Source organism: Lysinibacillus agricola, assembly GCF_016638705.1.
GTDB classification, from domain to species: Bacteria; Bacillota; Bacilli; order Bacillales_A; family Planococcaceae; genus Lysinibacillus; species Lysinibacillus agricola.
This window is the reverse complement of record NZ_CP067341.1, coordinates 884,382-904,767: the sequence shown is the minus strand read 5'-3', so window position 1 is coordinate 904,767 and position 20,386 is coordinate 884,382. Positions and strand designations below refer to the sequence as shown.

Below are 20,386 nucleotides of genomic sequence, written 5' to 3'. Positions count from 1 at the left end.
CAGAAATCGACCTCAATATGTAGAAGTCGATTTCTGTTTTCTTAACTTTTCAAGCAATAAAAAAGCATTCAAGCTATGCTGTTTCGCATAGCCTGAATGCTTTTGTTACTTAAATATGCTGCTCGTCAGTTGTTGTATAGCGTATTAAAACTGCACCTGTTTTAGACTCGCCTTCGATAAATAGACGATTAGCATCCTCTACTTCTTTATCAAAACGTACTACTTTTGATAAGAATTGATCCTGTGATTCAATTTTTGAAGCATCTTGAATACCAACATCTACTTTACCAAAATTCGTAACAATTTTACCGCTTAACGATATTGTACGTGGCACATACAATTCAACAGCTCCTGCAACTGTTTGCGCTTTGATTTTTGATGAATTGGTAGAGCAAGTTGTAACAACAACATGTCCATTGACCGATTTTGCTTCAACTTCATCCAATGCGCCATCCAAATATACACGACCATTCAATGTCTCAGCTTCTAAATCTTTACCACGAACATTTGTTAATTCAATCGAGCCATTAGAAGAATCCACTTCTGCCTTCCCAAAATTAAACTTAGAGCCTTTAATCGCACCATTTAATGTCTTTACTTTTAATTGCTCGAAATCCGTATCTTGTAAAGTAACACTACCGTTCATTAAACGTACTGATAGTTTCTCCAATTTATCCTTTGGTACAAGTACTTTAACATTTACTTGAACAAGCTTTAGTTGACTTAAAATTCGTAGTGAACCTTCATCTTCCTTCACCACGAATTGCTCTAGGAAATGAGCACGCGTTTCTTCTTCACTATCATTAACAAGTGGTGCCTTCACCTTGCAAATAACTTGGAAGCTATCTCCTTCAGAAGATTCTAATGAAAAATTGCCATTCGGTAATTCAGCAATTATATTGTCTACATGTTCAGCTGCAACTTCTTCCGTATGAGTAAACTCTACTTTATCACCAAACGGAGAGGTTACATCAAATTCTTTTACCTTTTTTACTGCCGTATTCATCATATCCATAAAGAGTGAACCAATTTGTGTTAAATCTTTACGAAAATCTCGCATCTCTTCTTGGAAATATTTCGTAAAATCTTCATCTTTTTTCGTTTCATCTTTGTGACTTTCATCTTTAAATACTGACTCTTTTTCTGTTGAGGAATGCTGGTCCTCTTTTGACACATCATTCATAACATTTTGAGTGGACTTGCTAGGTTGCTCTAATGCTTCTAATAATGTAATCGCCTCTTGCGCTGAAATTGTTCCTTTTTCCACAAGTTCTAAAATTCGTTGACGTTCATTTTGCATAATTAAAATAGCCTCCCTCAGTTCGTTATAGTATTTATACGAATCATTTTGTGAAAAGTTTCACCATAAAAATGAAAATATTGGGGATATATCTTTTTTTAGGCTTACTACAGTCAACTTATCCACATAACATACGTTTTAACATAATGTCACCCAACTTTTAATTTTTATCGACATCCGCATGCCGGGCGCACGTAAAAAAAATTCGCAAATCCCCTTTAGGGAATTTGCGAACAATTACTTTATTGAGAAGCCTTTGCTAAAGCAGCTTCCATACGCATACGATCTCTTGTTAATATCGGTTTTAAATATTTTCCTGTATAAGAGCCACTTACTTCTGCGACTTCTTCAGGTGTACCTGTCGCAACAATTGTGCCACCTTTGTCGCCACCTTCAGGCCCTAAGTCGATAATGTAGTCCGCTGTCTTGATGACATCTAGATTATGTTCGATCACTAGCACTGAATCGCCATTTTCTACAAGACGCTGTAAAACAATGAGTAAACGTGCAATATCGTCTGCATGTAAGCCCGTTGTCGGCTCATCTAAAATATAGAATGATTTACCTGTTGAACGACGGTGTAATTCAGAGGCTAATTTTACACGCTGCGCCTCACCACCAGATAACGTTGTGGCAGGTTGTCCTAATTTCATATAGCCTAATCCTACATCCACGATGGTTTGTAGCTTACGCTGGATTTTCGGAATATTTTCGAAGAATACGACTGCGTTTTCAATCGTCATATCTAAAATATCCGCAATGCTCTTATCTTTATATTTCACTTCAAGCGTTTCACGGTTATAACGTTTCCCATGGCAGACTTCACACGGTACATAAACATCTGGTAGGAAATGCATTTCAATTTTTATAATTCCGTCACCACGACAAGCCTCACAGCGACCTCCCTTAACGTTGAAGCTAAAGCGACCTTTCTTATAGCCACGTACCTTTGCCTCATTTGTTACTGCGAAAACATCTCGAATATCATCAAAAACACCTGTATAAGTAGCAGGATTGGAGCGAGGTGTACGACCGATTGGTGATTGGTCAATATCAATAACCTTTTCTAGTTCATCAATCCCTGTTATTTCTTTATGTTCACCCGGCTTCACCTTTGAACGGTTAAGTTTCTGAGCCAATGATTTATATAAAATTTCATTAATAAGTGTTGATTTACCTGACCCTGAAACGCCTGTTACGGCCACGAATAATCCAAGTGGTACATCCACCTTCACATTGTGAAGATTATTTTCCTTAGCACCTTTAATGGATAATTTGCGTCCATTCGGTTTGCGTCGCTCAATTGGCAGTGGAATAAACTTCTTACCACTTAAATATTGCCCCGTCAAAGATTTATCATTTTCCATTACTTCCTGCGGTGTCCCTGCTGCAACAATTTGACCACCATGCACACCTGCACCAGGACCAACATCAATGAGATAATCCGCCGCCAGCATTGTATCTTCATCGTGCTCGACAACAATAAGCGTATTGCCAATATCACGCATATTTTGCAGCGTACTAATGAGACGGTCATTATCGCGTTGATGCAAGCCAATTGATGGTTCATCTAAAATATAGAGGACACCTGTTAAACGCGAGCCAATTTGTGTCGCAAGGCGAATTCGTTGAGCTTCTCCCCCTGAAAGTGTTCCTGCCGCTCGACTTAACGTTAAATAATCTAATCCCACGTTTACGAGGAAGCCTAGACGTTCTTCAATTTCACGTAAGACAAGTCGAGCAATTTTCATATCTTTTTCTGATAAATCTAGCTCTTTGAAAAATGTATCAGCTTCCTGAATGGAATACTGTGTAACTTCACCAACATGCTTATCTGCTATTTTTACAGCTAATGTTTCAGGCTTTAAACGATAACCTTTACAAGACGGACACGCTTGCTGTGCCATATATTTTTCCATTTGTTCACGCACGTAATCAGAAGATGTCTCCTTAAAACGGCGCTCCACATTACGTACAACACCTTCAAATTCAATCATTTGATCTCGAACATTGCCAAACTCATTTTCATAATGGAAGTGGATTTTATCTTTTCCAGAACCATATAAAATTTTATCCATCTTTTCTTTCGGAAGATCCTTTACAGGTACATCCATCGGAATATCATAATGATCACATACCGCCTTTAATAACTGTGGATAATATTGAGAGCTAGTGGGTTCCCATGGTGCTATAGCATGCTCTAATAAACTTCGATCCCAATCAGGTACTACTAAATCAAGATCTACCTCTTGCGTCGAGCCTAAACCATCACAGCTTGGACAAGCTCCGAATGGACTGTTAAATGAAAACATTCGGGGCTCTAGCTCACCGATTGAAAATCCACATAATGGACAGGCATGATGTTCACTAAATAATAATTCCTCATGCTCCATCACGTCGACAAGTACACGGCCATCTGCCAAACGTAATGCTGTCTCTAAGGAATCACTAAGACGTGACGCGACGCCTTCCTTCATAACAACACGATCCACGACTACTTCTATTGAATGCTTTTTGTTTTTATCAAGATCAATCGCATCATCTAAATCACGTAGCTCCCCGTCGAGACGTACTCGAACAAAGCCTTGCTTTTTTAAATCCTCCAGTAGCTTTACGTGCGTTCCCTTACGCCCTGATACCATTGGGGCAAGCAGCTGCATTTTCGTTCTTTCTGGATAAAATAATAGTCGATCGACCATTTGCTCAATCGTTTGGGAGGTAATCTCAATACCATGATTCGGACAAATAGGCTTACCGATACGCGCAAATAGCAAACGTAAATAATCATAGATTTCCGTTACTGTACCAACAGTAGAACGTGGGTTACGGCTCGTCGTTTTTTGATCGATTGAAATAGCAGGAGATAACCCCTCTATCGCATCGACGTCTGGTTTGTCCATTTGCCCAAGAAATTGACGTGCATAGGCTGAAAGTGATTCTACATAACGACGTTGTCCCTCGGCATAAATCGTATCAAACGCTAATGACGATTTCCCTGAGCCTGATAAACCTGTTAGCACTACTAGTTGATCACGTGGAATTGTGACATTAATATTTTTTAAATTATGTGCTCGTGCGCCCTGCACGACTATTTCAGTATTTTTCACAAGCCATTCACCCTTCTACCTTCAATTCAAATATTGTATCGCGCAGATCAGCAGCTCGTTCGAAATCTAGCGCCTTTGCTGCTTCCTTCATTTCTACTTCTAGGGAAGCAAGTAATTGCTCTCTTTCTTCCTTCGTTAACTTCTTACCTTTTGTTGTCTTCGCTACATAAGACTCTTCTTCCTCTGCCACCTGTGTTGCACGAATAACATCAGGAATTTTCTTAACAATCGTTTTCGGCGTAATGCCATGCTCCTCGTTATACGCCATTTGCATTATTCGACGACGCTTCGTTTCCTCAATCGCCTTTTTCATCGAATCCGTCATATTATCTGCGTACATAATGACATGACCATTAGCATTACGCGCCGCACGTCCAATCGTTTGAATTAATGAACGCTCTGAACGTAAAAATCCTTCCTTGTCAGCATCTAAAATCGCCACAAGAGAAACCTCAGGAATATCTAGCCCTTCACGCAATAAGTTAATGCCGATTAGAACATCATAAGTACCTTTGCGCAGCTCGCGAATAATTTCAAATCGCTCTAGCGTCTTAATCTCTGAATGCAAGTACTCCACCTTTAAGCCCATTTCTTTCAAATAAGCTGATAAATCCTCTGACATTTTTTTCGTCAATGTTGTAACGAGCACCCGTTCATCACGAGCAATACGATCTTGAATCTGATCGATTAAATCATCAATTTGTCCTTCAATAGGACGTACTTCAATTTGTGGATCAAGCAGCCCAGTTGGACGAATAATTTGCTGCACCATTTCCGGAGAATGCTCAAGCTCATACGGGCCGGGTGTTGCTGATACATAAATAGCTTGATGTATATGTTTCTCATATTCTTCAAAACGTAAAGGGCGGTTATCTAGTGCTGATGGCAAACGGAAGCCATGCTCAACTAGTACACCTTTACGTGCTTGGTCACCGTTATACATCCCTCGAACTTGTGGCAAAGTAACGTGACTTTCATCGACAACAAGTAAAAAATCATCAGGGAAATAATCAAGTAGCGTATATGGAGTTGCCCCCGCTTCACGCAATGTTAAATGACGCGAGTAGTTTTCGATACCTGAGCAAAAGCCCATTTCACCCATCATTTCTAAATCATAACGAGTACGCTGCTCTAAACGCTGTGCCTCCAATAATCTATCCTCTGCACGTAAAAGAGCTAGACGCTCCTCCAACTCTTTTTCAATATTTTCAATGGCTTTTCGCATTTTTTCTTCTCGTGTAACGAAGTGGGATGCTGGGAAAATAGCTATATGATCACGCTCTGCTAGTATTTCTCCAGTTAACGCATCCACCTCGCGAATTCGGTCGATCTCGTCCCCAAAAAACTCCACGCGGATACAATGCTCATCACGAGATGCAGGGAATATTTCCACTACATCACCACGTACCCGAAACGTACCACGTGTAAAACTCACATCATTACGCTCATACTGTACATCGACCAGTTTTCGAAGCAACTGATTACGTTCAATTTCCATCCCAGTACGCACAGACACGACCATTTCACGATATTCTTCTGGAGAACCTAGACCATAAATACAGGACACGGATGCAATAATAATGACATCATCACGCTCGAATAATGCAGATGTCGCAGAGTGACGCAACTTATCAATTTCATCATTAATGCTTGAGTCTTTCTCGATATAAGTATCCGTCTGCGGTACATAGGCCTCAGGCTGAAAGTAATCATAGTAGCTGACAAAGTATTCAACTGCATTATTAGGGAAGAACTCTTTAAACTCACTATATAATTGACCCGCTAATGTTTTATTGTGCGCCATAATAAGTGTCGGTTTTTTTACTTGTTTAATGACATTAGAAATCGTAAACGTTTTTCCTGTTCCTGTTGCACCGAGCAATGTTTGATGACGTTTACCTGCACATACACCCTCCACTAATTCCGCAATTGCCTGTGGCTGATCGCCATTAGGCGTATATGGCGCTTGTAAATCAAATGCTTGCACACATGTCCCCGTCCTTTCCTACCAATTTGATACATATATTTTAGCATAGCATTATTAAAATTTCGAACATTTAACGAACGAATGTTTGTAAATATTTTTTTATTTGCTATATTTAAGATGATTCCGATAGAACGTATGTACCAAAAAATTCAATTACAGCCTATCTATAAATAGATTACCCTTTCCAAATGTTAGCTAATCGAGAAGGGAAAATGTAAATACATGACCTTAGCAGGAATTTCAATGTTTGATGATGAATTGCTCGTTGAAATTGGGTCTATTAAAGATAAGCGAATTCTAGGGAGATTTGATCGAGTTAGGGGAGAAACGCTCAGGTTGATTGAAGAGTTGATCGGGTTGACTGATCAGCTAGATTGAATAAATGCTCGGGTTAACGGTAGAACCGATCAGCTTGATTGTAGAACTGATCGGGTTACCATTAAAACTGATTAACTAGATTGCATAACTGCTTGTCATAAAAAATAAGTTCGGTGTATTACCGAACTCATTTTTACAAGCTACCTGTTGATATAATTATTTCTAACAATGAGATATCTGTTTTACTTACTGGGCTCTCCTCTTCACTCCTTTGTGGCTAATGAATAAGACAATTTTTGACTACAAAGGTCTATTGTAAAATCCCATATTTATTTTTTATTCTCTCTAGTTTTTCTCTAATTGGTTTAGCTAACAATAGTAGAAAAATTACATTAGAAACAGCATAGATTATCATAAAAGGTACTGCAGAAGTTAATGCCAGTGCATATGCTTTCCAGCTGAAAACACCGTACATTGAAACTGTTCCCCAAATATCCATGCCAAATGAAAAGAATACACCTGCAACAATACCAAATAATACAAGTGGGATTTTTTTATGCATTATACCAGTTTTACCTAACAAACCAGCAACAAAACCAATCATTCCCCACATAAACATTTGGAATGGTGTCCAAGGACCTTGTCCAAAAAACATATTCGATACTAATGCAGAAATTGCTCCTGTTAAAAAGCCAGCTTCCGCACCAAGCGAAAACCCTGTAATAGCTGTAATAGCTGCCACAGGCTTAAAGCCAGGTGTAACAATAAATAAGGCACGCCCCGCCACTGATATAGCAGACATCACTGCTATGATTAAAATTTCCCGTGGCTGTGGCTTTCTACGCTCAAATGATAGGAAGAACGGCACACACGCTAAAATCATAATGACAATCGAAATAAAATAATATTTTCGGTCAGCAAATATTGTAATGCCCGCATATAAAGTAAGTGGAATTAACACAAGGATGACAATGCGTGAAATAATTAAACGAATGTTTTTTGGCATAAGGTAACTACATCCTCACAAGTAATGGCATTGCTCAATATATCTCTTGATATTCGATGTGCTGCTGTTGTATAAAAATTATTTCCACTATAAAATGCTCGTGGCTCACCTTCAGATACAATACTTCCGTCGAAAAATAGAGCACATCTACTGCTGTGTTGTGCAGAAAATTCAATATCATGTGTCACCATAATGATTGTCATACCTTTAGTTCGTAAATCTTTTAATATGTCTGCGAGTTCTTCTTTCGCATGTGCATCAAGACCCTTCGTCGGCTCATCTAATAGCAATATTTTAGGTTCTATTAACAAAAGCTTTGCGAGTGCTAGCTTCTGCTGTTCACCCCCACTTAAATCATACGGATGCCGATTTGATAAATGGGTTAATTTAAACAATTGAATCGTTTCTTGAACCTTTCCATCTGTTACTTTATGTAAATGGGCAATATCATCTAGCTCTTGAAGCACCGTTTTTTGTACAAATAATGTTTTTGGATCCTGCGGTAATAAAGTTATATATTGTTGGTACAATTGTTTATTACTATAGCTTTTTAACGCCTTATTGAATAAGAGTATTTTGCCATGGTAAGGTTTTTGTAGCCCCGTTAAAATAGAAAGAACCGTAGATTTTCCAGTACCATTTCCACCTATTATCGTTAAAAATTCCTGCTCCCTCACCTGCAAATTAAAATGATGGACAATATCCATACCATTTTTTTCGTATCGAAAAGCAATATCTTTTGCCTCTAATACAATATCTGTATTGACCGAGGATATTGTAGGAAGTGTATTCAAGGGAGCAAAACTGTATGGTTGGTTACTTAGCCAATGTTGTCCCTCACGAATAGTAAGAGGGATCGGTCCCGTACCGTTCAGTAAGTGGAAAATCTTCGTTGCCGCAGGTAATGCTGTAATCATGGCATGATTTGCTGGTAAACCATTTAAAATTCCCTTAGGAGAACCGTCCAATAAGATCCTACCTTCATCCATAATAAGTACGCGATCAGCTAGAGGTAACACTTCTTCCAGTCGATGCTCAATTAAAATTATGGTAATACCTAATTCTTTGTTTAGTCGATGCAATGTTTGAATAAACTCTAAAGCAGCAATTGGATCTAATTGCGATGTTGGCTCATCAAGTAGTAGCAATTTTGGCTGCATCACCATAATGGATGCTAAGTTTAATAACTGCTTTTGACCACCAGAAAGCTCGGCTGTTTTATGATGAAACCATTTTTGGATGCCAAAGAAATTGGCCATTTCAGCTACTCTACGGCGAATGGTTGGTGAATCTACCCCTAAGTTCTCCAGTCCAAAAGCAAGCTCATGCCATACTTTATCTGTTACAATTTGGTTGTCGGGATTTTGAAATACATAGCCAATGTCCGCAGCTGCAACTTCAGCTTTTAACTGCTCCAAGTCACAATCTTTATAGAAAATATTACCCGTCATTGTTCCATGAGGATGCAATTCTCGTTTAAAATGGCGCAGCAAGGTACTTTTCCCACAGCCTGATTGTCCTATTAGCACGATAAATTCGCCTTGCTGAATTTCTAAATTAATATTTTTTAATACAAGATTTTCTTCGTTAGGATAAGTAAAGCTTACATTGTCGATTTTAACGATCGCCACTTTAATGCCCCCCTGATTTCGATAGCTACTGGAATAGTGAGTAGAATAAAATAGCTACTATAAAATAGAATGCTTACAGAATCCCATTTAATCTCTCCGAAAGTTGGATAAAAATAAAATGCTGTAGTACCAATAAAACTTGCCACTAAATTGCTAAGAAAAAGCACTATAATCATTGCCAAAACGGCGCCATCGCGACGCTCAAAAATAAAAAGAGAAAAGGCAGTTCGCTTTTTGACACCATAGCCACGAGCTTTCATAGAATCCGCCGTTTCAATGGCATTATCCAATGCCCAAGTAATCAAAATAGATAAAATACGCACTGTACATTTGATACGATGCCATAGGGACCCAGCTGTGTAATCCATCCCAATCACTTTTTGTGCTTGTACAATTTGAGCGAGTTGACGCCTAAAACGCGGAACTAATCGCAATGAAATCGACAATGTTAGTGATAATGCTGGCGACACTTTTCCAAACAAATAAATAAACTTATCTGATGTCATCAGGTCATTATAGCAGCTAAACCATAGCATAATAGCTATAATCATTGTGGCTATTGCGATACCATACATAATTGCCTCTACAGTAAGTGCATTACCATTTATATAAAGCAATACGAGCTGACCATTATGGCTAATCATTGGATTAATAATCGCCATTAAGAAAAACAGAGGTACATATAGCTTCCAGTCCTTAAAAAAAAGCTGTCTGCGTAAAGCTAGATTTAAACTTATAGCTGAGAAAATTGTAATAGCTAAATAGACTGGATGCACAAAAAACATGGATAAGCCGATAGACGCGACAAAAAAAGAAAAAAGTACGATAGGGTGAAATGTTTCAAATGCCTTCATTAGTTACCATCCCAATAATGTCCTAAGTCGCGCCCTAAATCGACTGTATAGTTCCATTCAATGACATCGCCATCTTTTAATACGTATTGGCTACAGCCATAATTCGGATAAACACCGTTTACTTTATACATCCAGCCACTTAATTCACCAGCACTAAATTCATATAAATGATTAATACCCTCTACATAGACACTGTTATAAATATTTTCGTTGGCTCCTTGATATTCCATTTGAATTTTATGCTCCTTCGTTGCACGCTGTAGCACATCCCAAACAGTATCCTTCTCTGATAGCAGCTCGTATGTTGTTGTCTTTAAAATGATGCCGTTCTTAGGTACGTATTTCTCACTTTGTAGGGAGGCGTCTAACTTATCCCAATGCTTTAGTAATGTATCAACACGAATTGCAATTGTAACAGTGCGTTTTTTAGGTGCTGGCTGTCGCTGCTTTTCTGTTGTTGAAGTATTTGCTTTTTGTTTATCATCATCTTGCTTTGTTGTAGACTGATTAGTTTTTGTACTTGATGATTTTGCGACTTCTTGACTTTTCTCAGCTTCTTGTTTTGGTTGTTGTTTTACTTCTTTCGTTTCTTGCTGTGCTTTTTGCCCTTCTACTTTTTGCTGAGGTGCTCTCTCTTCTCCCTCGGGCGAAATCTTCTCATCTGACTCAGGCTCCTCTACTTTCTGCTTTTCCTCAGCGGTCTCATTTTCTACTGAGGGAGTTTGTTCTTTAGCTTCAGGTTGTTCAGAAGAAGGAGGGGCGTCCGCACTCCGCTCCTGCTCCTCCATCTGCTCGAATTGCTCAACTGTTTGAATATTACATGCTGTTAAAAATAGAGCTAGAAATGATACTAGTAAAAAATATAAACTTTTTTTCATATTATTCCTCAACTACCTTTAAAAAATTAACATACATTTTAGCTGCATGTGCACGTGTAATAAAATGAGTTGGATTAAACGAGCCGTTTGCGCCCTGTGCAATTTCAAAATCATATAAGAATGTAATTGCTTGTTGAGATTCCTTTGATAACTTTGCAATATCATTAAAAGGTGCGATATTTTTTGGAATATATGGCTTGCCTGTTTTATGTGTATAAGCTTTCGCAAGCATCACTGCTAATTCCTCACGTGAAATAGGAGAGGAAGGTGAAAACTTATTTGACTTGACCATTAATAAATTTGCCTCGTAAGCCGCAGCAATTTCTTGTTTTGTTTCATCGTTATATGAACTAATGTCCGTGAACGGTGCATTTCCGGAACCTGTTAAATGAAGAGCGCGAACTAAAATTGATACAGCCTGTACACGGGATAAATTATTATTTGGCCTAAATGTATTATCTTCATAGCCCTTTAATAATCCTTTAGCTACTGCGGCTTCGATATCAGATTTTGCCCAATGAGATTCAATATCCTTAAAGCTCACTTTAGTAGGGGGAGCTGGTGTTGATGGTTTATTGGGCTTTTTATCAGACATATCATATAGCTTTGTTTTGCCCGCAAGCAGTCGATTATACGCGGCTAATGTATAAGAAGCCTGCTCTGTTGCCATGCCATTAGCTACTGGTTCTGTTAATACATGCTTGAAGCCACCATCTTTTGCATTATAGAAGGTGAAAAAGCTTGTAAATAACTTATTAAAGCGCTGATCTTTGTTGGCATCAATATTTAAACTAGCAAGGGCTGTAATAACTTGTGCTACACTTTCTAAGTTTGTCGTTCCCCAGCTTTGGTAACTACCATTAGCACCTTGTAAGTTTTTCAATACATCAAGACCTTTATTAATGGACGCTTTAACATCTGCCCGATCTTGATAAGTTGAAAGAGCTTGAATAGCCATTGCTGTCATATCTGGATCTGCCTTTACTCCTGTTAAATCCCATCCACCGTCAGGCAATTGCTTTGCTAGTATGTGTTTAATAAGCTTTTCGCGTGTAGTTGTTGCTGTTTTAGGTAGCTCGAAGCCCCATGTATCTAAAGCAATTAATGTAAAAAAAGCACCGTTTGGACCTTGCCATACTACTTTGTCAAAGTCGCTTAATTTTTCGACTAAATTGTAGCCGCCTACATTTGTAGGATCTTTTCCGATAGCAGTAAGCGCAATGATTAAACGGGAATATTCTGTATATTTACGATTGTGTAATTCACCTTTTACCGATTGTACATGTTTCACGACATTTTCATAATATTTGTCGTAATAGCCTTTTGGAACATTGTATTCACCACGTGCAAGTGCAATAATAAACCACTCATTGCCAAAAGAAGGGTTTGGTGCTTTATTCACCATAAATTGACCGGTCGTACGATAAGCATCTACAGTTGATAATTGCTGTGCAGAGATCGGAGTCACAGTAGAAAGTAACAGAGCAAGTACTATGATAAACATCGATAATTTTTTTCTCATTTGAACAACCTCCATTCTTTAAAAAGGGACTAACCCAAATGCGTTGAGCGTTTGGGTTAGTAAAGAAATTACATGATGCCTGAGATATTTAACGTACGTTTTAAAATTTTCGCAGTTTGCCCACGAGTAATTGAAGAAGTAGGATCAAAGGAACCATCTTGCATACCTGTCATAATATCAAGACTATTTAATAGCTTAATATAAGGGAGGTATTCAGAGCTAATATTGTTAGCGTCCTTAAAGTTAATCTCTCCACCAGCTTTCACATCCGCATTTAAATATTCTAAAATGCGTGCCATCAATGCAGCCGCTTGCTGACGTGTAATTGGTTTCTCTGGGTTAAATGTTGAAGCAGTTGAACCTTTTGTAATACCCGCCTCGTACAGAGCTTGAATTTCTGTCGCATACCATTTGCCTTTTGTATCGTCAAATGGATTTTCACCTGTTGCTTGTAAACCAAGTGCGCGACTAACTAATGCTGCAAATTGCGCACGAGTAATTGATATATTCGCTTCGAATGTCTCTGATGTAGTTCCTTGAATAACGTGTCGACTCGCCAAAAATTCTATTTCTTCTTTGTATACTAAATGTTCAATGTCCTTATATGTTACTGTACTTTCTTTTAAAACGAAGGTACCACTTGTTTTTGTGAATAGGACAATTTCACCGTTCACAATTTTATGTGGAACAGGTTTGTATTCGCCACCAACAAGTTGTAAAACGACTGTATTTGATTTTAATTCGTTAGCTGGTAATGTCACTTTTAAATATTCTTTATCTATAGAAATTGACTTTGATTTACCATTAGCATTCTCAATTTCGAATGTGACAGTGAATTGTTTATTTTTAGCATCTTTCGTTACGGATGCCTTTACTTGTTCTTTTTCAGTAAGCTTAATGCCACTAAATATAGAAGTAGGTATTTCTATTTTGAAATTCTTTTCACTTTGAATAACAAAATTTTTAATGTTCTTTTCAAGATGTTTTTGAATATCTTCTGATGTAATAATTGCTTTATTACTACCATTTTCAATAGTAATCTCAGCTATAGAACCATCTTTATTATCTTTGTTTGTTTCTTCAGCACACTTTTCATCTTTGTTAGGACATTTCGTTTCTACTTCTTTACAATCTTTCTCTTTACATTCTTTGTTTCCTCCAGCTGAAGAGCCACCACCTTCAATTCCATCAACGTACCCACCGACATCTTTACCTAAATCGAGCGTATATAGCCATTCAACATTATCACCAGGTGATAATGTGTAAAGTGCTGCAGAGTAAGAAGGGAAAGAACCATTTACACGATACATCCAACCACTTAATGGACCACGATCAAATTCATAAAGACCATTAATGCCATCGATATAAGTACCATATTGTGTTTCACGGTAGCTTAATGCAATACCATTTTGCTTTGTTACACGTTTTAATACGTCGAATACTGTTTCTCCTGGATAAAGCTCAACTTTTGTTTCTTTTAGTGGAACCTCCGAAGAAGAGATTGTGATTGAGAACGTGGTATGTCCATTTGGACGATTTCCTCCTGGATTATCTTCGCCGTTGCCGGAATTATTGTTATTTCCACCATCTCCAGGGTTCGAAGGATTACCTCCATCCCCAGGGTTAGATGGATTACCACCATCTCCAGGGTTTGAAGGATCCTTAGACTTCGTATCTGACATATCGTATAGCGCTGTTTGACCGTTAAGCAAACGATGATACGCAGCTAATGTATAGCCAACCTGCTCTGTAGCCATTCCATTTGCTTGCGTTTCGCTTAAAACGTGTTTAAAGCCACCTTCTTTTGTGCTGTAATAAGTCATAATATTCGCTATAACTTTATCAAAGCGAGGGTCTTTGTCCGCATCGATACCTAAGCTAGTAAGGGCAGTGACAACTTGTGCAGCACTTTCAGAATTTTCCGACCCCCATGATTTATAACCACCATTTGGTAATTGTAAATCAGCTAAAGTAGTTAGTGCTTTGTCGACAGCATCTTTTACCTTTGAATCCGTTTTATAGTATGGTGCTAGCGATTGGATAGCCATTGCTGTCATATCAGGGTCAGCCTTTGTCCCCGATAGAGCCCAACCACCATCATCTAATTGCTTTTCTAAAATTCTTTCAATAAGTTTTTCACGTGTTGTAGTAGCTGTTTCAGATAGTTCAAAGTCCCAAGTATTAAGAGCAATTAACCCGAAATAAGCACCGTTCACACCTTGCCAAACAACTTTATCGAAATCAGATAGTTTTTCAACTAAGTTATAACCACCAACATTTGTTGGATCCTGACCAATAGCTGTAAGGGCAATAATTAATCGTGAGTATTCTGTATATTTTCGTTGATCTAGCACGCCATCTTTAGAAACAACATAGTCAACGACATTTTTATAATAAGTATCGTAATAGCCAGCTGGAACTTCGTAGCCACCGCGAGCTAATGTGATAATCCACCATTCATAACCGAATTTAGGTTCGGATAGTTTATCTACCATGTATTGAGCAACAGTATTGTAAGCCTGCGAAGTTGTTAGTTCAGCATTTGATTTTGTACCATCTTTTTTCGCACTATCCAATTCCTCTGTGGCCTGATTTAGTGCTAATACTTTCGCATCAATGTCTTCTTGAATTGCATGTTCATCTGCTAATAGTTGTTGTGCAGATAGGATTACATTTGTATACACATCTATTGCAGCTTGAGTTACCCAGTAATCGACAGGGTCTATATCGTTTCCATCAGCACTGACTTTAAATGATGATTTGGCTTGTTTAGCCTTATCAATTGCCGTTTGTAATGATGATCTATCAATTACTACTTCTTCGTCTGCAATATTTGTATTTTTTTGGGATATACTAACTTCTTCACCATTAGATTGATCATTAATAGTAGAGCTAGATTCTAACTCAATCGTTTCTAAATCACTTGCTTCAATTTGCTGCGTTTCTGCTAGAGCAGCAGGTGACAATAGCGAAAATGATAAGATGAAGACAATCGCTATATTCAACCATTTCTTATAAAAGTCCATTTCTCTCCTCCTGATCTTGTTATAGGTGAATATATTTGCAATTAACTCAAAAAATAAAAAAGATGCTTCTCCAACAAAAGGGAGAGCATCTAAGGAAAACAGAAAAAGGCACAAAAACACAATTTGCCTGTTCATCTATTTGCCGTAAGTTCTCCTAGCTTCCGAAGAGAGTTAATACGATGGAATAAAGGTAGGTCTCCTGGCTCGTGTATCCTATTCAGAACCTTCCCATCTACTGGAGGCATTTTTCCTCGTTTGACAGTGGTAATTTCTGTAGTCATCTACACTTACAGTTGCGGAAACAGCTTCGGATTTGCACCGAATTCCCTATTAAGCTCCTAAAAGAGCACCTTTATTCTGCATTTGCTATTCACTTAATGCTAAGTTTAGCATATTTTTCTTTTTTTCAAAATAGTTCAACAAAAAAAGAGAATATTTCTAGGTTCTGCTCGTCAAATAAGATATCAAATACAATATCTTCATTGAAGTTACTTCTATTATAATAAATGGATGTTTATATACTTAAATGATATTTATAAATAATATTCCTATTTATAAACTAAAATTAATAGTATATTAGTCGCAAGGAGTAGGGATGGCTCAAGTGAAAGCTTTTAAATCTAATGGGGATCCACTTGGTATTTACACTTTTAAAGTAAATATTTTGAAATACCAAAAAGTAGAGAAAGTGAGGCAAATCTCACGTTCTCTACTTTTTTATTTTTGTGAGTTAATAGGTAGTGTAACCTCCAGCTCAGGAATATATTGAATCTTTGGTTCCCCATTTTCATCCATTTGATATTCACCTTTTGGATATTCTTTAAAGAGATGTATATAAGGCTTAAGGGTTATTGTTTTTGGAATGGATTCAAAAGGTGTATATCGATGATCCATAATCATATCGCTACCATTTGACTCATACGAACCAAGGCCACCAATTAGTTTTAGTTTATGCCCTTGTTCATCAACAACATCTATTCCCATTGCGAGCTCTGCGATAGGTGAATTGTCTGTTAAAATGGGTCTTGTCGTTATATTGGTTGTAATAGGAGTAAGCTGGATCTTTTCAATAGTAAAATGAATATTATCATATTGTCGACTTACATTAGGTTGTAAAGTTACAGTGTCTTCAATTTTATTTTTCACAGGAATTTCGATTTTTAAAGGGTCCTGTATACCAGTTATTGTAGTACTCAATGTTAAATCAAACTGTTCGGGAAAAGGACGCTTCTATGATTTCTCTCATCTACAATTTCAATAATGGCAGAATCATTATCTTTACCTGAGTATATATTAAATCCATTCATTGCATTTTCCGGATCCGGAGCAAAAGAACTACGGGGATCACCATTTATAAAAAATTCAATATTACTGATACGATCTATTAAAGTTTCTTTTGATAATTCCCCCTCCGTATGAAGTCGTTCAATAGCAATTGAAACACGCGTACCATCATACACTACTTCCGATACATTTAATGTAAAATCATCATGTGTAGCACTTGTATTCAGTTTCGTTGAGAGCCCTTTTTCATCAGCAGTTTGCAGACCAAGATCACCCGCAAGTTTAAAAATAGATGATAGTACGGGTACTTGCTTTATCGTTGCAGCCAAAGTTGGTGACACTAAGCTAGTGACCAATATTAGACTAAAAATCATTGCTGTGGAAGCCGCTATCATTATCACTCTTTGACGTATTTTCTTAGAGGTTCTAGAACTTTCTGGCTGCTTTGTATAACGACTGCTTTCATATTTGTTCATTGTACGATTAACTAAATCAATTTCCATAGGGGTTTCTCGAATGAATCTTTCTAACTGATCTAACTCTTTATCCTCCTGTTTTGAACGAGTGTTCATAAATTTCCCCTCCTAACTTATTCTTTTTCATCAATTTTTTACGTAATCGTTCATATTTTTTTCGAACAGTCGTTGGTTTAAGTTCCATAATAGAAGCGATTTCGTCGAAGCTATATTCCTCTATCGATCGAAGTAGCAGAATCCTTCTTTCATCCACATTTAACTGTTCTAATAACTCATGAATGATATCGCCGTATTGAAATTCTTGTTCATGCGTGTGATCGTTCGCATGATCTTTCTTAAAACTTGTCCAAAATTTATAGCCTTTATTTTTCTTTTTAATTAAATCAATACAGTGATGATGAGCAATTTTTATAAAGCCATGCAGAGAAAGAAACAGTATAAGAAAAATTATTAATATTCTCTAATCCCTTTATAAAAATATCTTGTGAAGCATCCTCAGCTTCTTCTTTGCTTCCTAAAAGATAGTAGCAGTAAATATAGATTGGCTTTTGAAAACAACGAATTATTTCTGTATAGGCTTGAATATCACCTGTTTGAACTTGTTCCACGATAGATTTTATATCTAATTTGGCATTTTCCTTGGATTTATTCGGTACAGTCAAATGTCTCCCCTCCTTTCTAACTTATATAACTGAAATTAATGGGGATTTGTGACACTATAAAAAAATTTTAGGGAAAGATTTTAAATTAAAGATATCCAATCATCAATTTGGCAAATAAAATCACAAAAAAATCCCGCTCTCCAATAACAGAGAGCGGGCTCGTCATATTATTCACTTGCATCTTGGTGTAAAGCTACTAGTTCGTCTGCGTATAGATGAAATGCTTTTTCATCTTTGTCATCGAGTGCTCTATCTATCAGAACCATGAGCTGCTCTTCACGATGCTTACGCTGGATATGATTTAAAAATAAATCTAAATAAATCTCGTTCAATAATTTCTCTGCCTCATCAACTTTCTTTGACTGACCAACGGCTTTTAGAAAATCTGTATACGAATAATATTTATCCAACGATCTCACCTCGATCCTTTTCTAAATTATATGAAAATTGACATTAAAAATCAATGCTTAAGAACTGAAAATCACTTCGATTTACTATTAATCTTGTGCAATTTCAAGCAATTTATCTATGCAATTGCTTGATATATCAATGGTTTTTTACATTTATCTATATTTTCTGAATTCATTTTCATGTTCTACACTTCAATAATAAATAGAAAAAGGAGGCACTACATATATGCCAGCAAACTATGTCAATGGATATTTAATGTCTTTCAACACCTATTTACTTCAGCCAATTCAGTACGACTCTAAAATTTTCACACGGGTAATCGACAAGCATAATGAACTCATCGTCACACGGAAGCCACTGCATATATTACGAAAATCTTGTATTTCACTAGGGACAACCTATGAGGCAGCAAAACATTCCGCCAAACGCTTCTTCGGCAATCAACATAAGCTTCCAATCGTTGTTGCTTATGATTATGGTTATCCATGTATTTTTCTACCAACCTTTTCGCCAAACTCCATCCACAATATTTGGATCGGTCTTCACGCCATTTCAAATATTGTCCCGAGTAAAATGGGCTGTATCGTCACTCTGAAAAACGATAAACAAATTGAGCTACCCATTCAATATGCTTCAATTAGCAAACAATTTGTCAATGCATCGATGCTCTATAAACATTACATGAATGAACGTAAGGAAATTAGTCAAGACACTCCGTATCATCCACCTTTTTGATTAGAATCAGAAAAAAAACCCCTCAGGAGCACAATGTTACTGTGCCTCCGAGGGACTTTCATTACCCGATCTTTGAACGTAAATATGCATTAATGAATGGATCTACATCACCATCCATCACCGCTCCTACATTACCTGTTTCTTCATTTGTACGATGATCCTTCACCATTGAATAAGGATGGAATACGTATGAACGAATTTGTGAACCCCAGCCGATTTCCTTCTGTTCACCACGGATTTCATCTAGCTGTGCCTGTTGCTTTTCGATCTCTAATTGATAGAGCTTCCCTTTTAACATCGTCATGGCTTTTTCACGGTTTTTAATTTGTGAACGTTCTGCCTGACATTGTACGACAGTACCAGTTGGAATATGCGTAATACGAACAGCTGAATCTGTCGTATTAATATGCTGACCACCTGCTCCTGTTGCACGATACGTATCAATTTTTAAATCCTCTGTGCGAATATCAACTTCAATATTATCATCGAATTCAGGCATAACATCACAAGAAACGAATGATGTATGACGACGACCAGAAGAGTCAAACGGTGAAATACGTACTAAACGATGGACACCCTTTTCTGCTTGTAAATAGCCGTAAGCATTATGACCCTTAATGGATAATGTTACAGATTTAATACCTGCTTCATCCCCTGGAAGATAATCAACTGTTTCGACTTTAAAGCCACGTTTTTCTGCCCAGCGTGTGTACATACGAAGCAGCATTGAGCCCCAATCCTGAGATTCCGTACCACCTGCTCCTGGGTGCAACTCTAAAATTGCATTGTTTTGGTCATATGGGCCACTTAATAGTAATTGCAGCTCAAAATCGCCCATTTTTTGCTGGAATTCTGCTAGCTCGTTGCCCAGCTCCTCTTGCAATTCTTCATCAGGCTCTTCTCGCAATAGCTCTAGTGTCATATCTAAGTTTTCATATGTTTCCAATAAATCTTTATACTCATTTGCAATTGCCTTTAAGCCATTACTCTCATTAATGATTACTTGTGCGCCTTGCTGATCATCCCAGAAGCCTGGCTCAAGCATCATTTCATCTAGTTCCTGAATACGTGCCTCTTTGTTTTCTAAGTCAAAGAGACCCCCTAAAATCCGCCAATTTTTTGGCTGAAGTGTCTAACGCGTTACGTACATCTGCTAATTCAATCATTGTTAAATCCTCCGAACATTTTT

At 37.5% G+C, this 20,386-nt stretch carries 17 protein-coding genes and 1 riboswitch; of the genes, 2 read left to right on the top strand and 15 right to left on the bottom strand.

The window, feature by feature from the left end; genetic code table 11:
• Positions 1 to 109: 109 nt before the first annotated feature.
• The 3 genes from FJQ98_RS04285 to uvrB form a co-directional block, all read right to left on the bottom strand.
• Positions 110 to 1,300, bottom strand: a complete 1,191-nt coding sequence (locus FJQ98_RS04285; RefSeq protein ID WP_053596332.1) for a DUF4097 family beta strand repeat-containing protein — start codon at positions 1,298 to 1,300, stop codon at positions 110 to 112.
• Positions 1,301 to 1,542: 242 nt separating this feature from the next.
• A complete protein-coding gene (gene uvrA / locus FJQ98_RS04280; protein WP_053596333.1) occupies positions 1,543 to 4,407 on the bottom strand; it encodes an excinuclease ABC subunit UvrA in 2,865 nt (954 codons plus the stop codon).
• Between the two features lie 7 nt (positions 4,408 to 4,414).
• A complete protein-coding gene (uvrB, locus tag FJQ98_RS04275) occupies positions 4,415 to 6,394 on the bottom strand; it encodes an excinuclease ABC subunit UvrB (RefSeq protein WP_053596334.1) in 1,980 nt (659 codons plus the stop codon).
• 243 nt (positions 6,395 to 6,637) lie between these two features.
• Here uvrB and FJQ98_RS27130 point away from each other — a divergent pair, with 243 nt between their 5' ends.
• A complete protein-coding gene (locus tag FJQ98_RS27130; RefSeq protein WP_277815968.1) occupies positions 6,638 to 6,772 on the top strand; it encodes a hypothetical protein in 135 nt (44 codons plus the stop codon).
• 250 nt (positions 6,773 to 7,022) lie between these two features.
• Here FJQ98_RS27130 and FJQ98_RS04270 read toward each other — a convergent pair whose 3' ends face one another.
• The 11 genes from FJQ98_RS04270 to FJQ98_RS04230 form a co-directional block, all read right to left on the bottom strand.
• Positions 7,023 to 7,718 (bottom strand): ECF transporter S component, encoded by a 696-nt coding sequence (locus FJQ98_RS04270; protein ID WP_053596335.1) that lies wholly within the window; start codon positions 7,716 to 7,718, stop codon positions 7,023 to 7,025.
• Positions 7,697 to 9,349 carry an ABC transporter ATP-binding protein gene (locus FJQ98_RS04265; protein WP_053596336.1) on the bottom strand — a complete coding sequence of 551 codons (1,653 nt, stop codon included), beginning with the start codon at positions 9,347 to 9,349 and terminating at the stop codon, positions 7,697 to 7,699. The genes FJQ98_RS04270 and FJQ98_RS04265 overlap by 22 nt, the downstream gene beginning before the upstream one ends.
• Positions 9,322 to 10,203, bottom strand: a complete 882-nt coding sequence (locus FJQ98_RS04260) for an energy-coupling factor transporter transmembrane component T (protein WP_053596337.1) — start codon at positions 10,201 to 10,203, stop codon at positions 9,322 to 9,324. The genes FJQ98_RS04265 and FJQ98_RS04260 overlap by 28 nt, the downstream gene beginning before the upstream one ends.
• Positions 10,203 to 11,081: a DUF4430 domain-containing protein gene (locus tag FJQ98_RS04255; RefSeq protein ID WP_053596338.1), complete on the bottom strand. Its 879-nt coding sequence runs from the start codon at positions 11,079 to 11,081 to the stop codon at positions 10,203 to 10,205. The genes FJQ98_RS04260 and FJQ98_RS04255 overlap by 1 nt, the downstream gene beginning before the upstream one ends.
• Position 11,082: 1 nt before the next feature.
• Positions 11,083 to 12,603: an S-layer homology domain-containing protein gene (locus tag FJQ98_RS04250; protein ID WP_053596339.1), complete on the bottom strand. Its 1,521-nt coding sequence runs from the start codon at positions 12,601 to 12,603 to the stop codon at positions 11,083 to 11,085.
• A 68-nt stretch (positions 12,604 to 12,671) separates the two neighbouring features.
• The gene (locus FJQ98_RS04245; protein ID WP_053596340.1) at positions 12,672 to 15,629 is read right to left on the bottom strand and encodes an S-layer homology domain-containing protein; all 2,958 of its coding nucleotides are present in this window, start codon (positions 15,627 to 15,629) and stop codon (positions 12,672 to 12,674) included.
• Positions 15,630 to 15,801: 172 nt separating this feature from the next.
• Positions 15,802 to 15,998: riboswitch (cobalamin riboswitch) on the bottom strand.
• A gap of 348 nt (positions 15,999 to 16,346) precedes the next feature.
• Entirely contained in the window at positions 16,347 to 16,826 is a 480-nt protein-coding gene (locus FJQ98_RS26670) for a DUF5643 domain-containing protein (RefSeq protein WP_246494289.1), read from the bottom strand.
• Positions 16,827 to 16,828: 2 nt separating this feature from the next.
• A complete protein-coding gene (locus tag FJQ98_RS26665) occupies positions 16,829 to 17,485 on the bottom strand; it encodes a DUF4179 domain-containing protein (protein WP_246494288.1) in 657 nt (218 codons plus the stop codon).
• Entirely contained in the window at positions 17,457 to 17,768 is a 312-nt protein-coding gene (locus FJQ98_RS26660; protein WP_246494306.1) for a sigma-70 family RNA polymerase sigma factor, read from the bottom strand. Before FJQ98_RS26660 ends, FJQ98_RS26665 begins: the two co-directional genes overlap by 29 nt.
• A gap of 4 nt (positions 17,769 to 17,772) precedes the next feature.
• On the bottom strand, positions 17,773 to 18,051 hold the full coding sequence (locus FJQ98_RS26655; RefSeq protein WP_246494287.1) for an RNA polymerase sigma factor: 279 nt from the start codon (positions 18,049 to 18,051) through the stop codon (positions 17,773 to 17,775).
• A 167-nt stretch (positions 18,052 to 18,218) separates the two neighbouring features.
• Positions 18,219 to 18,461: an IDEAL domain-containing protein gene (locus tag FJQ98_RS04230; RefSeq protein WP_053596343.1), complete on the bottom strand. Its 243-nt coding sequence runs from the start codon at positions 18,459 to 18,461 to the stop codon at positions 18,219 to 18,221.
• Positions 18,462 to 18,687: 226 nt separating this feature from the next.
• Between FJQ98_RS04230 and FJQ98_RS04225 the strand changes: the two genes are divergently transcribed.
• A complete protein-coding gene (locus FJQ98_RS04225) occupies positions 18,688 to 19,197 on the top strand; it encodes a competence protein ComK (protein ID WP_053596344.1) in 510 nt (169 codons plus the stop codon).
• A gap of 61 nt (positions 19,198 to 19,258) precedes the next feature.
• Here FJQ98_RS04225 and prfB read toward each other — a convergent pair.
• A protein-coding gene (prfB, locus tag FJQ98_RS04220) for a peptide chain release factor 2 (RefSeq protein ID WP_425492682.1) occupies positions 19,259 to 20,363 on the bottom strand; the annotation gives its coding sequence in 2 pieces (ribosomal slippage) (positions 19,259 to 20,287 and positions 20,289 to 20,363; 1,104 coding nt in all).
• Positions 20,364 to 20,386 lie beyond the last annotated feature (23 nt).